Source organism: Pseudomonas sp. MD330_10 (assembly GCF_042610415.1).
Classification (GTDB): domain Bacteria; phylum Pseudomonadota; class Gammaproteobacteria; order Pseudomonadales; family Pseudomonadaceae; genus Aquipseudomonas; species Aquipseudomonas rhodesiae.
Genome location: NZ_JBHGZU010000001.1, coordinates 166,176 through 180,764 on the forward strand (window position 1 = coordinate 166,176; position 14,589 = coordinate 180,764).

The 14,589-nt window shown below is 53.1% G+C and carries 12 protein-coding genes; 10 read left to right on the forward strand and 2 right to left on the reverse strand.

What is annotated here, in order from left to right:
- The first annotated feature begins 40 nt into the window (after positions 1-40).
- From ACFZPT_RS00795 to ACFZPT_RS00810, 4 genes are all read left to right on the forward strand, one after another.
- Positions 41-1,264 (forward strand): efflux RND transporter periplasmic adaptor subunit, encoded by a 1,224-nt coding sequence (locus tag ACFZPT_RS00795; protein WP_379554932.1) that lies wholly within the window; start codon positions 41-43, stop codon positions 1,262-1,264.
- Between the two features lie 26 nt (positions 1,265-1,290).
- Positions 1,291-4,458, forward strand: a complete 3,168-nt coding sequence (locus ACFZPT_RS00800) for a CusA/CzcA family heavy metal efflux RND transporter (protein ID WP_024014897.1) — start codon at positions 1,291-1,293, stop codon at positions 4,456-4,458.
- A gap of 142 nt (positions 4,459-4,600) precedes the next feature.
- Positions 4,601-4,795, forward strand: coding sequence for a co-regulatory protein PtrA N-terminal domain-containing protein (locus ACFZPT_RS00805; RefSeq protein ID WP_024014896.1), 195 nt, complete (start codon positions 4,601-4,603; stop codon positions 4,793-4,795).
- A 151-nt stretch (positions 4,796-4,946) separates the two neighbouring features.
- Complete coding sequence (locus tag ACFZPT_RS00810) at positions 4,947-5,279, forward strand: DUF2790 domain-containing protein (RefSeq protein WP_024014895.1); 333 nt, start codon at positions 4,947-4,949, stop codon at positions 5,277-5,279.
- 368 nt (positions 5,280-5,647) lie between these two features.
- Here the strand turns inward: ACFZPT_RS00810 and ACFZPT_RS00815 are convergent, their stop codons facing one another.
- Positions 5,648-6,973 carry an OprD family porin gene (locus ACFZPT_RS00815; RefSeq protein ID WP_379554931.1) on the reverse strand — a complete coding sequence of 442 codons (1,326 nt, stop codon included), beginning with the start codon at positions 6,971-6,973 and terminating at the stop codon, positions 5,648-5,650.
- 1,030 nt (positions 6,974-8,003) lie between these two features.
- On the opposite strand from ACFZPT_RS00815, the gene ACFZPT_RS00820 reads away from it, so the two are divergent.
- From ACFZPT_RS00820 to ACFZPT_RS00835, 4 genes are read left to right on the forward strand one after another with little or no spacing between them, the layout of a single operon-like run.
- The gene (locus ACFZPT_RS00820) at positions 8,004-9,170 is read left to right on the forward strand and encodes an SAVED domain-containing protein (RefSeq protein ID WP_024014893.1); all 1,167 of its coding nucleotides are present in this window, start codon (positions 8,004-8,006) and stop codon (positions 9,168-9,170) included.
- Positions 9,171-10,421 (forward strand): nucleotidyltransferase, encoded by a 1,251-nt coding sequence (locus ACFZPT_RS00825; protein WP_024014892.1) that lies wholly within the window; start codon positions 9,171-9,173, stop codon positions 10,419-10,421. It begins immediately after the preceding gene.
- Complete coding sequence (locus ACFZPT_RS00830; RefSeq protein WP_024014891.1) at positions 10,405-12,189, forward strand: ThiF family adenylyltransferase; 1,785 nt, start codon at positions 10,405-10,407, stop codon at positions 12,187-12,189. The genes ACFZPT_RS00825 and ACFZPT_RS00830 overlap by 17 nt, the downstream gene beginning before the upstream one ends.
- Entirely contained in the window at positions 12,186-12,668 is a 483-nt protein-coding gene (locus ACFZPT_RS00835) for a Mov34/MPN/PAD-1 family protein (RefSeq protein ID WP_024014890.1), read from the forward strand. The genes ACFZPT_RS00830 and ACFZPT_RS00835 overlap by 4 nt, the downstream gene beginning before the upstream one ends.
- Positions 12,669-12,696: 28 nt before the next feature.
- Here the strand turns inward: ACFZPT_RS00835 and ACFZPT_RS00840 are convergent, their stop codons facing one another.
- Positions 12,697-13,245, reverse strand: coding sequence for a 3'-5' exonuclease (locus ACFZPT_RS00840; RefSeq protein ID WP_024014889.1), 549 nt, complete (start codon positions 13,243-13,245; stop codon positions 12,697-12,699).
- Between the two features lie 222 nt (positions 13,246-13,467).
- Between ACFZPT_RS00840 and ACFZPT_RS00845 the strand changes: the two genes are divergently transcribed.
- Positions 13,468-14,106 (forward strand): antitoxin Xre/MbcA/ParS toxin-binding domain-containing protein, encoded by a 639-nt coding sequence (locus ACFZPT_RS00845; protein ID WP_230383555.1) that lies wholly within the window; start codon positions 13,468-13,470, stop codon positions 14,104-14,106.
- Positions 14,107-14,148: 42 nt separating this feature from the next.
- On the forward strand, positions 14,149-14,541 hold the full coding sequence (locus tag ACFZPT_RS00850; RefSeq protein ID WP_024014887.1) for a DUF6957 family protein: 393 nt from the start codon (positions 14,149-14,151) through the stop codon (positions 14,539-14,541).
- The last annotated feature ends 48 nt before the right edge of the window (positions 14,542-14,589 follow it).

Here is a 14,589-nt window from a genome sequence, read left to right on the forward strand (position 1 = left end):
TAATCCGTGACTGCCCGATTGAGCTGCGTAGGGAGTTTCCATGGATAAAAAACAAATCTTTGTGATCGCGCTGACCCTGACGGTGGGCATGGGAATCGGCTCATTCTGGGTTGGTAAAACGTCTGCACCGTCCGCCGAAGCTCAGCCTCATGAGGAGCATGGCCACGATGACGACGGCAACAAGGATGCCGGTGGGTCAACAGCTGTAGGCGAACATGCCGAGGGCGAAGAGGAGGAAGGTCACCTGACACTTAGCGAGGAGCAGATTAGCGCGGCTGGCATCCAGTTGGCCGAAGCAAAGGCACACAGCATCAGCCTGTCATTGCCCTTCCCAGGAGAAGTCCGGTTCGATGACGACCGGACTTCCCATGTCGTGCCCCGAGTGCCTGGCGTCGTCGAGTCGGTACATGTCAATCTTGGCCAGCCGGTGAAAAAAGGCCAGCTACTAGCCGTGATCGCCAGCCAGCAAATTTCTGATCAGCGTAGTGAGCAAGCCGCAGCGCAACGTCGTCTGGAGTTGGCGCGTACCACCTACGAGCGTGAGCGACAGTTATGGCAAGACAAAATCTCTGCCGAACAAGATTTCCTTCAAGCCCGTCAGGCTCTGCAAGAAGCTGAAATCGCCCTCAGCAATGCCCGTCAAAAAATCAGCGTACTCAGTGGCAGCTCGGTAGCCAGCGGCGGCAACCGGTATGAGCTGCGTGCGCCGTTCGATGGCGTCGTGGTTGAGAAACACTTGGGCCTTGGTGAGGTTGTCAGTGAAACCACCAATGCCTTCACTCTCTCGGACTTGTCGCGTGTGTGGGTAACTTTTGGCGTCTCCCCCAAGGATTTGAACAAGGTGCTGGTGGGCAAGTCCGTCACCGTCAATGCCCCAGAGTTAAGTGCCGAAGTCACCGGCACCGTGGCCTACGTAGGAAGTTTGTTGGGCGAGCTGACCCGTACCGCCACGGTCCGCGTGACCCTACCCAATCCGAAAGGCGCCTGGCGTCCCGGACTGTTCGTTACCGTGCTGGTAGATACCGATACCCGGCAGACGAAAGTCGCGGTGCCAGAAGTGGCGATCCAGACGGTCGAGGATAAACCGACAGTTTTCGTTCGAACTGATGACGGATTTAAGGCGCAGCCGGTGGAAATAGGCAGTCGTGCGGCGGGTCTGGTTGAGATCACAGAGGGCCTGGAGCCCGGTGTTCAAGTCGCTGCTGCCGGCAGCTTCATTCTGAAATCAGAGCTGGGTAAAGCCTCGGCTGAACACTCCCACTGATCCGCCATTTCCACGAGAAGGTTCTTATGTTCGAACGCCTGATCCAATTTGCAATCGAGCAACGCATCATCGTGCTGCTCGCGGTTCTTCTCATGGCTGGCCTCGGCATCGCCAGCTATCAGAAACTTCCGATCGACGCAGTACCCGACATTACAAACGTCCAGGTGCAGATCAACACGGGTGCCGCAGGTTTCTCGCCACTGGAGACAGAACAGCGAATCACCTTCCCCATCGAAACCGCCATGGCCGGCTTGCCAGCTCTTGAGCAAACGCGTTCGCTCTCACGCTCAGGTCTGTCGCAAGTCACCGTGATATTCAAGGAAGGCACCGACCTGTTTTTCGCCCGGCAATTGGTCAATGAGCGACTGCAGGTGGCCAAGGAGCAATTACCCGAGGGCGTGGAAGCGGTCATGGGGCCGATCTCTACCGGCCTGGGTGAGATTTTCCTCTGGACAGTCGAGGCAAAAGAAGGCGCCGTTAAAGAGGACGGCAGCCCTTACACCCCGACCGACTTGAGGGTGATCCAGGATTGGATTATCAAACCTCAGTTGCGCAACGTTCCCGGCGTCGCCGAAATCAACACCATTGGTGGTTTCGCCAAAGAATATCAAATTGCTCCCGATCCAAAACGCTTGGCGGCGTACAAGCTGACTCTGACTGATCTTGTGACGGCGCTGGAACGGAATAATGCCAACGTCGGTGCCGGATACATTGAACGCAGTGGTGAACAACTCCTGATTCGTGCTCCCGGGCAGGTGGCAACCACCGACGACATTGCCAACATCGTGATGGCCAACGTCGATGGCACGCCGATCCGCATCAAGAATGTGGCAACAGTTGATATCGGCCGTGAGCTGCGCACGGGGGCCGCTACCGAAAACGGTCGTGAAGTCGTGCTTGGCACTGTGTTCATGTTGATCGGTGAAAATAGCCGAACCGTCTCTCAGGCCGTTGCCGCCAAACTGGAGCAAGTCAATCGGTCACTACCTGAGGGGGTGGTGGCGGTCACGGTATACGACCGTACCAATCTCGTGGACAAGGCGATTGCCACGGTCAAAAAGAACCTGATTGAAGGTGCGATCCTGGTCATCGCAATTCTGTTCCTGTTCTTGGGCAACATTCGCGCCGCATTGATCACTGCCATGGTTATTCCTTTGGCCATGCTGTTCACATTCACCGGTATGTTCACCAACAAAGTCAGCGCCAACCTGATGAGTCTCGGCGCGTTGGACTTCGGCATCATTGTTGACGGAGCGGTGGTGATTGTCGAAAACGCGATCCGGCGCTTGGCTCATGCACAACAGCACCATGGACGTATCCTCACACGTTCCGAACGGATGCATGAAGTGTTTGCAGCGGCAAAGGAAGCGCGCCGCCCATTGATTTTCGGTCAGTTGATCATCATGGTCGTGTATCTCCCGATTTTTGCCCTGACCGGTGTTGAAGGGAAAATGTTCCACCCCATGGCGTTTACAGTCGTAATTGCCCTGCTGGGCGCCATGCTGCTGTCCGTTACCTTTGTTCCTGCGGCGATTGCCATGTTCGTAACTGGCAAGGTCAAGGAACAAGAGAACGTGATCATGCGTGGCGCGCGTCGGATGTATGCACCTGCGCTGGATTGGGTCATGAACCACCGATCAGTAGCCTTTGCCATGGCACTAGGCCTCATTGCAGTGTGCGGGGTTGTCGCCAGTCGAATGGGAAGTGAGTTTGTACCGAGCCTCAGCGAAGGGGATTTTGCCCTGCAAGCACTACGCGTGCCGGGCACCAGTCTGACGCAATCGGTAGAAATGCAGCAGCGTTTGGAAAAGCTAGTGCTGGCAAAAGTGCCTGAAGTCGAGCGAGTTTTTGCTCGTACCGGTACCGCAGAGATTGCCTCCGATCCAATGCCGCCGAATATCTCTGACAGCTATGTGATGCTTAAGCCTAAGGATCAATGGCCTGACCCGAACAAATCCCGGGATGAGTTAGTCGCGGATATTCAAAAGGCTACGGCCGCGATGCCCGGCAGCAACTATGAGCTTTCGCAGCCAATTCAATTGCGTTTCAACGAGCTGATATCAGGCGTGCGCAGTGACGTAGCCGTTAAGGTCTTCGGTGATGACATGGTAGTGCTTAACAGCACAGCTGCGAAAATCGCTGCCTCTATGCAGAAGGTCGAAGGAGCTTCAGAGGTCAAAGTCGAGCAGACCACAGGGCTACCAGTACTTACCATTAACATCGACCGTGACAAGGCCGCGCGTTATGGCCTGAATGTTGGTGATGTACAGGACACCATAGCGGTAGCGGTTGGTGGTCGCCAAGCGGGTACGATGTATGAAGGAGACCGTCGTTTCGATATGGTTGTGCGTTTATCCGATGCCATGCGCAAGGACATTGAAGGGTTGTCTACGTTGCTGATTCCAGTACCGGCGCTGGTCAATGGCAATGCAGAACAGATTGGTTTTATTGCCCTCTCAGAAGTGGCAACTCTCGATCTGGTGCTTGGGCCGAACCAGGTCAGTCGCGAAAATGGTAAGCGTCTGGTAATCGTAAGCGCTAACGTGCGAGGTCGGGATATAGGCTCTTTTGTTCAAGAGGCCAGCAGCGCTATTGATCGAGAGGTACAGGTGCCGGCTGGTTATTGGACTAACTGGGGTGGGCAATTTGAGCAACTCCAGTCGGCTGCGAAACGTCTCCAAATCGTTGTCCCGGTGGCCCTGCTCCTTGTATTTGCCCTGCTTTTCATGATGTTCAACAATCTCAAGGACGGCCTCCTGGTATTCACCGGTATTCCATTCGCGTTGACTGGAGGGGTCATGGCTTTGTGGCTACGTGACATCCCGCTATCGATCTCGGCGGGTGTTGGTTTCATTGCTTTGTCGGGGGTTGCGGTGCTGAACGGTTTGGTGATGATAGCGTTCATTCGCAATCTTCGAGAGCGGGGGTATTCGTTAAATTCTGCTATCAATGAAGGAGCCCTCACGCGGCTTCGTCCGGTATTGATGACAGCTTTGGTGGCTTCCCTCGGCTTTATACCTATGGCTCTGGCCACTGGCACCGGGGCAGAGGTTCAACGACCACTGGCCACCGTTGTGATTGGGGGCATCCTGTCCTCGACTGCATTAACGCTGTTAATACTGCCTGCGCTCTATCAATGGGTGCACCGCCACGATGAAGATGAACCCGCAGAAGGGAGAATAACAACCCAATAGTTCTTTTGGTTTTGAGCCCGCTGCGGTTGTTCATCAGCGGGTTTTTTATACCAGGAACGATTACGAATATGTAATCTGAGCGCCACCGTGATGATAGGTTCGCATTGATACCCTAATAGCGTTATCTATATGAGGTGTCAGAATGAAACTTACTAAAATCTTTGCTGTTGCGGGCGCTTTGGCCCTTTCTTCATTCGCTATGGCGGAAGGCGGTGGAGACAGAACATTCGAGAAGATGATGGCGGCAAAAGATCTGGCAATGGAGAAGTATGTGGCGAAACAAGGAAAAAATGCCTCAGTGGTGTCAAGTGACGAAAAGAATGAGAAGGCTAAGTAAGCGTAGCCATGCAGTTTGGAATCAGCCCGCCCCTAGGCTCCTAGTGGCGGGTTTTTTTTGCCGGTTTGATTACATACTTGTAATTTTAGCGCCACCCGGTCGCAATCATTAGCCTGATATTATCTTGACTGTATTAGTTGAGGTGCTGAATATGAAATCTATCAACATTTTAGCTTTGTTCGGAGTTTTAGCTGTCTCGTCAAGCGTGTTTGCAGAGGGGGGAGGAGATAAGGCTTTCGAAAAAATGATGGCTGCCAACACCAAAGCTATGGAGAAGTACGCAGTCAGCCAAGGAAAAAGCGCGCCGGTACCGAAGCGATATGAATATGGAATGAAGGTGGATGTGGTAAAGGTGATCAGTGTGGTGCGGCCTGCGAAAATCTGCGCAGTAGTGCCGGCCGCAATGACTTATGAAGACTCCGTAGGGCAACTAAACACGATCACTTACACTGTAGCTGGAGACTGCCGTAGGCGAGGCGGTTAATACCTGCGCTGTCATATGACAATTAAACGCGCGACCCGCTTCGTTAGTCAAAGGTGTCGGGCGTTTTTGTTTGTTCGAGTTCTGAAAGGCAAAAAAAGACGCCCCGAAGGGCGTCTCAAAATTCACCTTACCAAAGGAGCAAAGGAGCTTCCAAAGGTGAATGGATATGACAACTGAACAGCATTGAGTTTGGATTTTCACAATCTAGCTACTCATCCATAGAACCCCAGCCAGATGCGCTAGCTAAGATTCTATCAACTCACGATAAGTATAAAAAACATAACCTAACGTGAAGATGATTGAAAAATGACATTTCTGTAACTTTTCGAAGGACGGGACGCTCGCACAGCGAGTCATCCCGTTCGATGTCACATGACAGCTAATGGATACTCAACAATCACACGTACTTCATCAAGGTCAGATTCAAACGCTGTAGCACGAGTGTTTGCTTGGCGCAGGCGGAAAGACATGTCCTTCAAAGATCCGGTCTGAACGACATATTTCACCTCAATATCGCGTTCCCAGCGTTTCTGATCGGTCAGCGGATTTCCCTCTGCATCCCGTCGCATGTAGGTTCCATTAGCGTTGGAGTAATCGGCATCGGTGCCACGGGCGTAACGTGTCATAAACGACAGTCCTGGCACGCCATATGTCGTCATATCCAAGTCGTATCGGACCATCCATGAACGCTCTTTAGGCGAGTTGAAATCGCTGTATTGGATTGAGTTGTCGAGAAAAATGGAATCCGATTGGCGGAGGTAGTCGAAGTCGTCGTTACCATTGTTTCGTTGGTGAGACAATGCGACAGAGTGTGCGCCATACTTCACGCCGACTTTAGCACTCCAAATATTATTGTTGAATTCACCTAGCAATTTTTTGCCTTCGTCGACGGCTTTGTAGTAGTTCAAGCCGCCGAATACGGAGAGTTCATCCGAAAGCGAATAGTTTAATCCCGTGCCGGCATAATATTGATTCCAGGCGTCTTTAAGGCGGCTGGAGTAGAGGCTAACGATCACATTCTTGTTCAGATTGTAGTCACCGCCAAAGTAGCCGACCCACGGTGAATTAACAGGTCCGGCATAAAATGTCGCGAAATTGTCGCGCATATTGCTGGAAGTTGGCTGGCTCATAGCGTGAAGGCGGCCCGCCTGAACAGTCAATCCGTCAAAGCTGGTGTTTGTCGCCGTTACGCCTGTGAAACTTTCTGGTAGAAGTCTGGAGTCACCAGCGGCAACGACTGGGTTAGATGGGAATACGTCGCCGACCTTTACTACCGTGTCAAAGGCGCGAATTTTTGCTGCACCTCCAATTTTAGTATATTCGTCTCTAGCCTGCCCATCACTATTGACCGGTAGTACATCGAACGAACTACGGCCACCATTACGCCCGTCACCTGTGTCGAGTTTCAATCCGATCATGGCGAACGCGTCAACACCGAAACCCACAGTGCCCTGAGTAAACCCGGACTCGAATTTACTAATGATGGCATGTGCCCAGGCCTCGGAGTAACCGTTGCCCGTTGCACTCGATTGGCCGTTGCGATGATCACGATTGAAGTAATAGTTTCGGTTGAGAACAGTAAGGCTGCTGCCTTCCACAAATCCTTCGGCCTTTTCTTCCGCAAATACCGTGGACGGGCCAGAACTGACAACGATCGCCAACGCGGCCATCGAAAATTTCGTGTTGTTATTCATACATCACTCCTTAGGTTCGGCAGAACTAGAAAGCTCTTCGGCTGGAATTATTGTTTACAGAAAGCAGGATGTGCCTCCCGCATCGTCGCCGAGCTGTATCGTTGCAATCTGGAGATAACGTGGACATGATCAGAAAATTACAATTTTGTAATGTAAATCTGCTTTTTTAAAATTGCCTTTATTTGGAGCGCGTGTCAGCTGATGTGCAGATCTTGTTTGCTACCTTAACGTTCATGGGAGCCTTATGATCCGCAGCGCACCGGGTATTCACACGCAATCTGCGCTCAGATCGTATCGGTCCAACGAAACGCCTTTTTTGACGCAACTGCGAAGCTAATGATGTCCGCCGAGCCAATACGTGGGTGGCTGTATTCGCGGTGAGGTGGGAGCCTGTTGGTAATCCAGAATGTATTACGCTTACTTCGTAGGTGGGAGGGACACGAACCATGGCTTGCCAGCGGCTAGCGACGAGTCCTCCCCGAGCGACATGTACGTACTAGATACGAAATCATCTAAGCTTATCCATGGCTGGGAACGGCTCAAATCGTTACTCGACCAATGCCTAAGCTTCATGCTTACAGCCATTGGCTGACATCTCTGAACGGCCGGAAAGAGCGACTGATGCATTTTCAAACGGCGCGCATACCGGCTGCTTCGCTTTTCCTAGCTATGGGGCTCGAGGGTACGAGATCACCTCTTCGGTATATTCTAAGACGGAGCAGACAAGCTTAAGACAGGAATTGTGCGATCACTGAAGAGACGTGTACGCAAATTAGCGAGTTTATCTCTTTCACATAAACTCGCTAATTTCAGTACATACGCTGTGGTCAGCGCTCTTAATAAGTCGCATTTACCATAAAACGGCGCCGCCATTCCCCCTTCCGTTGGGGTCAAATACGACCTTGGTGCTTAAGACGATTCAGCCTCCGCCACTCTCAGATCTTTCTTGTATTTGGGGTGAATGACCTTAAGATGATTTTATCTGGCCATCATCGTTTTTTTCATGGATGTTTCTCGGGGGTAGGTCGAAATGGCAGAGCAAGAAGACGCTAAAGTCGCGAGCGGGCGCTTTAACACGAATGATGAGACGAAGCGGATCGTGTGGATACAGGCCGCTGGTCATTGTGAACTGTGTGGTACAGATCTAACGTTCGACTATCGTGCCGGCAAACCGATGAAATGGGGCGAAGTGGCGCATATCCTACCCGCCAGTCCGAAGGGGCCTCGGGGCCGCGCAGATCATGACGCTGAGGCGCATACCAACGATACCGCTAACCTGATGCTCCTGTGCCCAGGCTGTCATGACAAAATTGATCGTGACGCAGATGGTTACCCTGAAAATGATTTGAGTGGTTTACACCAAGCGTACATGGAACGCATCCGACTCGCCGCAACGACCCCCGATGGTGGCAGAGCCATTCCTCTCATCGTCCAGAGTCAGCATTTCCAGACTGTCACCGATATTCCCGTTCGCGATCTGTTGACTGCGATGTCTGCTGAGGGATTTATCGCCTTCGATCAAGGCATCAAAATCACTTTCCCTGCACCCGGACCGCGAGGTAGGGACGCGACCTATTGGCAGAACATCAAAGACAGTGTCCAGTATGAGCTGGAGCAGCAACTCAAGCGTCGCGGCGGCACCTATGGAGACTCGCCCGCGCTAGCAGTGGTAGGCTTGGCCGACATTCCGGCTTTGATGATGTTGGGCCAGAGTATCGGCGACCGTTCCAAGCGCTTGATCTTCTCCTTTCATCGCGAGCATCTTTTGCGCTGGCCCGATCAGTCCGCTGAGCCGCCCGTTTTTTTGTTTACACCTCCCTCCGACGGCGACGGGCCACTGGCGCTAGTGCTCTCCATTTCTGCGCAAGTTCCAGTTCGAGACGTGATCGACGCTCTGCCCGGTGCACGTATAGCAGAGCTGTCGATCCCAGAGCCAAGCTATGCGATGGTACAAAACCGTCGGGTGATTCATGCCTTTCGTGACGCACTTCAAATACGACTGAGCCAGCTTGAAGCTCTGACTCCTACCCCTATCCACGTCTTCGCCGCTATTCCTGCTGCATTGGCCATCGAGTTTGGCGCGTTGCTCACAACGCAGCACCAACATACGTACCTGATCTTCGATCGGGACAAAGAAAACCAAGATCGGTTTACGCAAACACTGCAATTGGGCTCGGTGGCCCAGGAGGCTAGGTAGATGCTATTGAGCAACGAACAGACCAAGCGCAGCAGTTGGGAATATTTTCTGCTTCGCGCCGCGCGGGAAATCTCGCTGTCGGAAGCGCAGTACGAAAAAATCAATGACCGCTACTCCCAACTGGAAAAAATCCTCTCGGCATCCGACAACCCGCTGCTCGCTGAGGCCCATATCTTCGTTCAAGGCTCGATGCGGCTGAAAACGACCATCAAGCCAATCCCCGGTGCGCCTGCGGATCTGGACACCATTGATGCGGACGCGATTATCTGGCTCCCTCACGCTCAAGGCGCTAGTGCGAAGGAAGTTCTAGAAGTGATTGAGCAGCGTTTTAGGGAGGGCTCCCGCGTTCAAGAAGAAGTTAAGCAATTACGTCGTGGCATCCGGATCGTTTATGCCGACGAAAATCCAGGTTTCCACATTGATGTCACACCTGCCCGCGCGATCAACGGAAATGGCGAAGCAAACGGCGAGGGTAAGCTGGAGGTTCCGGATCGGGTCACAGGGTGGAAAGCAAGCAGCCCTATCCCTTACTCGAATTGGTTACAGGTTGCCTCTGCCCAGGAAATCTCTCTTGAAAGCTTGGTAATTGCCAAAAGCCAGCGGATGCTCGATGCCGCGACACAAGATCCTTTGCCGCATTATCAGGATTACATCGATCAAGATCCCCTGCGTGCGACCATAAAACTGCTCAAGCGGCATCGCGATGAATGGGCCATCAACACAAGGAGCGCTGATACTCGCCCCATATCCGCTGTCATAACCACTTTGGCGACTCACGCATACCTGGATGTCGTGAAGGAATCGCAGTCGAAGCCCTTGGCGCCGCTCGATGCAATTTTGGAAATCGTTCGCAGAATGCCGCAGCACATCGCGCAAAGAGGTAGCGATTGCTTTGTCTGCAACCCTGCCGATAACGGCGAAAACTTTGCAGAGAAGTGGAATCGACCGGGCGAGGGACAAGGTTATCGCCAAGCATTTGCCAAGTGGCATGCGGACGCCAGTGCATCTGTGTCTCTGGGTTTGGAAAGTTTTGAATCCAACGATTCCTTCGCCGAGGCAGTGAAAAAGAATTTCGGTATTGCACCGGCGCTCATTACGGCAGTGAACAATGAGATCCCTGCGAATTGGACCATGCCCGGCCGACCGGATGGCACTACTCGAAACTCTGCTTCGATGGGTTCGCTCTTCGGAGGGGCCAGCGGTGGCGGAACGTCTCAGTCGAGCGTAAAGCCAGTTGGACGCCTTGGCTGATCCTATTACGACGCCATTGCAGCGCGGAATCGTCGCACTGCGAAATGCCCTAGGTCAGGACGCTGCCGATGCATTGCTCCAGCCCGCACCCATGCGGGCTGACGAAGCGGCGTCCTTTCACTTTCCCTTGCCCATCGATTACACGGGGCAGGAGCGGCGACTGCGTATTGGTTTCCCCTCCAACTTTCCCCGTGGGCTTTTGCGGCTGAACGTCGAACCCTCTCCATGGCTGGTTTGGCCGCATGCCACCAAGTCGGGGCTTTGCCTTCATGGCTTTCAGGAGCGCCCCATCATGGGTTCCTCGGAGGTTGTGGTAGAGGACAGCCTTGCTCGCTTGGCACAGATCGTTTCGTTGTCCAAGATGGGATCAAGCCAGGCAACGCGCGATATCGAATTTCAGAATGAGATCACTACCTACTGGTCTTTTCAGCACGGTCAGTCATTCCAGAACCTCTTACTGTTGGATCGACCTCAGGCTGCCTCGCAGTTGTTTGCGCTCAGCGATCCGCGCCGGGCTGTGCCATCCGGTCAGGAAACGGTTTGGTTAGCATCGAACGTAGCTGCACTCAAAGGGCATTACCGACGGGTTGTCGGGCGTTCCGCTGTCATTCGCGCGGCCGAAACTCCCGGTTTTTACGTCAAGCTTCAGACTTATCCGGATATCCGCACCCCGGATCCAGAAGATTTATTGCCGTGGCTAACGCCCCACCTTAAACCCGACGATGCCGAGCAATTGCTGGCATGGTTTGAGCTGAATGGAACGTTGGCGAGTCGATGGATTGTTCTGGAGCTTCCAGGAGGGGCAGATGCTCCAACATATTGCCTAAATGTACGCTCGCTCGGCGTACAGCAGGAGCGGGGGGCAAAGTTTGGCCTGCGTACAGCGCGGCGCCGGCCAGCTATCGCAAATGCACATCCACCGGCGCTCGTCCGAGCAACTACCCTGGACGTGCTTGATCGAGCGTCCATTCTGTCCCGCGATATAAGCGGCACAGCACAGCGCCTCGAAAATGCTCGGGTAGTTTGCGTTGGTGTTGGCTCGCTAGGCAGTGCGGTGGCAATACAATTGGCACGCTCCGGTGTTGGCCACCTTACCCTCATCGATCCTGACACTCTGGTGTCAGCCAATCTGGGTAGGCACGTTCTGGGAGCGGATAGCCTAGGGAGGCTGAAAGCCTCAGCGTTGAGGGACAAGATTCTGTTAGATCTTCCGACTACAGAGTGCACCGCTTATTCGACTTTCGCCGAAGTAGTGATGAGCAGCAAACCAGAAGTGTTCGATAACGCAGATCTTGTGGTGATCACGACAGCAGACTGGCAGTCGGAGGTCACTGTATGGCGAGCCAAATCCAGCGGCGCTTCTTGGGGACTTTTACAAGCCTGGAGCGAACCGTATACCCAGGTAGGCCACGCGCTATTCGCACCAGCCGGTACCTTTGATGGCCGTCATTTATTCACGAACATCGGCGATTTTCTTCATAAGTTTACAGAGTGGCCGGGAGGCGGTGTGGTTCCACTGCCGGCGTGTGGGGAGAGCTTTATTCCAGGCGGATCACTGGGGATGACCAATATTGCCTCTATGGTGTCGCACACGGCTTTACGCGCATTGACCGGCAACATTGCCACTGCATCTTGGGTCAGCAGTATCTACAGGCCTGAAGATGTGCCGAGCCTAGGAGGCCAATACCGTGGGCCCAAACTGCCAGAGGGGGCGCAGCAACTCCTACTCGAGCGCGGATGGCCGGAACCTAAGGATGAAATGGTATGACGGATATCGCTTGGCGCTGGCGATGGGCGGAGGTGGATTCCGAGCTATTGGTGTCGCAAGCTGTCGCGGACATCTTGGATAGTCATCGGCAGGGCCTTTTTGGCGTGGAGCGAGGGGGACAGTTATTCGTCAACCCGGTTAATCCGAAAGGGTTGCTGCTGGCCGTGGCCACGTTGCCTCATCGCGCCGATCGGTCAGGCTGGTCTTGGCTAGAGTTGGATGCGGAGCGGTGCCGTCAGGAGATCCAAGCTGCCAACGAACAAGGGTTACGTCTGGTGGGCTATTGGCATACGCATCCCCAATCTGTTCCGGTGATTTCTCCGGCAGACATAGGAAGTTTCTCCAGATTTGCTGCGCGTTACACGCAGGATCTGCCGCACCCAATAGCCGTTATCGTTGGCAAGTCCGAAAAACCAGAAGGCATCAAGGCTTGGTCGTTCAGGGGCGGCAGATATGTTGAGGCAACCTGGCTTAGATAAGCTTCAAGTCGGTGCCATGGGAGGCACGTCAGCGGTTACCTTTACCCGCCAGCATCAGCGCGAAGAGCTCTGCCTGAAAGCGAGCATCATCCAATGCGTTATGGTTCGGTTCGCTGAGTGGCTTCAGCGCAGCGGTCATCTTGGATGATTTTGTTTCCTGCCAGCTGCAACCTACAGCTCCCATGAAGTAGGCCTTCATGTCGATAGCGGTAAAACCAAAGGGGTTGGTATCCAAGTATTTGTGGAAGTAATAGTTGACGAATGACCAGTCAAACGGTGCATTGAGTCCTACGAAAATGACCTTTTGCCCCGTTTTGCAGGACGATTTCAGCCACTTATCAAATGCCAGCATCGCCTGTTGCGGAGCGAGGCCATCGCGCTCCAGCTTCTCCAAACTCAGCCCCGATACTGCCAGCGCTTCGGGGTCGTGTTTCGGACTGTCAGGTCGTAGTTCAAGATAGATGGACGTTTCAGGTTGGGCTACAAGACACGCTCCAATGGAAAGCAGACTGTATTCGCCTGGTATAGGCCCAGACGTCTCGACATCGACGGAAACATAAAGCTCATCAGGGTGCATGTCATATCCTTTCGTGTAGTTACCTGATCACGCTCAGGCTTAGCCATGTGAAGGTGGAAAGGCAGGTATTGCCGTTGACCCATTTTTGCCCTTTCACTCGCTATCCGGCGTTCGAGCAGCGGCAGTGCCTGTCGGTCAGCGGATCGCCGATTCCTTTGGTCAGCTCTGCGCCCAAGCATAATGATGTGTGTCATTCTGATGGCGGATGAGGGCCGGACGATCATGAGTGAAAACGAGCGTTGGATAGTCAAGTGCCAAAAAACTAAGGACGGCACTGGCGACATCATCATCGATCTGCCTCAAGAGTTGCTTGACCAAATGAGGTTAGGTATTGGGGACGACCTGGAGCTAACGGTAGCGAATGGCACATTAGTGCTAACGCCCGTGCACAACGCAACATCAGTGCGGCCCATGGTTTCTGGCGTCCTGCGTCAGGATGCCTATCATGCATATCGCATGCGTCTGGAGAGGCTTCTTCATATCTCTGTCAATGCCTCGGATCTGGACATTCACGACATGATAGTAGCTGGCTTCTCGGTCAGCCTGATCAAAATGCTTTGTGATGATGGAACCTTAAGCGACGAAGAGCGCGACAGAATCATTCACCCCAAAACCCTAAAAACAAGATTGTCAGCCAATCATCTTTTAACGCTGCCTGAGAGCGATCGCCTTTTCCGGTTTGTACATATAACCGCCATGGCCGAGGTGATCTTCGGTGACAAAGTTAAGGCCAAACAATGGCTATCCAAACCCAAAGCCCGCTTTTTGGGAGAAAGTCCGTCATCGATGGTCGCTACAACCTTTGGCACACATCTAGTCGAAGAAATGCTGATTCAAGTGTCGGAGGGCATGTCATTTTGAGCTTCTCGTTCGAATCGGTTTTTTGATCGGCAGGAGGTAGTCATGAATTTGGCAGATTATATTTCAGTGCTTTCTGATGGTGAGAAAATAGACGGATGCGAACTCACCACCCCAGATGCTGTAGCGCTCGCCCGCCTGCATTTCCCTTCCCGTGCCTATTGTCTTGTTACTGATTGGGCGATATTGGATCTCGCCGTCACAACAAGTCAGCGGAAAGCCATTACGGATAGAGAGCTAATTCCTGCTCTCGTTTACGCTTCGACCGTTATCCAAGACAGTAAAGGCCGCTTCGCATCTGGTGATTGGGTCAAAACGACACTGGGTGTTTCCTACATCCACGACTGCTTGTTTCTAACAAAAAACACCGTTTACGTGCTGATGGGGGCCGGCCGAAGGTTGCGCACAGATTTAGACACCGCACTAAGCCTGTGCTGAAAAACTCTATTCCAAACGGGTAAGTGCCAAGTCGCGCTCACATAGCGT

Excerpts from the sequence above, each read along its gene's own strand:
- ACFZPT_RS00795 (WP_379554932.1), top strand. The coding sequence starts at position 41 with ATGGATAAAAAACAAATCTTTGTGATCGCGCTGACCCTGACGGTGGGC.
- ACFZPT_RS00800 (WP_024014897.1), top strand. The coding sequence starts at position 1,291 with ATGTTCGAACGCCTGATCCAATTTGCAATCGAGCAACGCATCATCGTG.
- ACFZPT_RS00805 (WP_024014896.1), top strand. The coding sequence starts at position 4,601 with ATGAAACTTACTAAAATCTTTGCTGTTGCGGGCGCTTTGGCCCTTTCT.
- ACFZPT_RS00810 (WP_024014895.1), top strand. The coding sequence starts at position 4,947 with ATGAAATCTATCAACATTTTAGCTTTGTTCGGAGTTTTAGCTGTCTCG.
- ACFZPT_RS00815 (WP_379554931.1), bottom strand. The coding sequence starts at position 6,973 with ATGAATAACAACACGAAATTTTCGATGGCCGCGTTGGCGATCGTTGTC.
- ACFZPT_RS00820 (WP_024014893.1), top strand. The coding sequence starts at position 8,004 with ATGGCAGAGCAAGAAGACGCTAAAGTCGCGAGCGGGCGCTTTAACACG.
- ACFZPT_RS00825 (WP_024014892.1), top strand. The coding sequence starts at position 9,171 with ATGCTATTGAGCAACGAACAGACCAAGCGCAGCAGTTGGGAATATTTT.
- ACFZPT_RS00835 (WP_024014890.1), top strand. The coding sequence starts at position 12,186 with ATGACGGATATCGCTTGGCGCTGGCGATGGGCGGAGGTGGATTCCGAG.
- ACFZPT_RS00840 (WP_024014889.1), bottom strand. The coding sequence starts at position 13,245 with ATGCACCCTGATGAGCTTTATGTTTCCGTCGATGTCGAGACGTCTGGG.
- ACFZPT_RS00845 (WP_230383555.1), top strand. The coding sequence starts at position 13,468 with ATGAGTGAAAACGAGCGTTGGATAGTCAAGTGCCAAAAAACTAAGGAC.
- ACFZPT_RS00850 (WP_024014887.1), top strand. The coding sequence starts at position 14,149 with ATGAATTTGGCAGATTATATTTCAGTGCTTTCTGATGGTGAGAAAATA.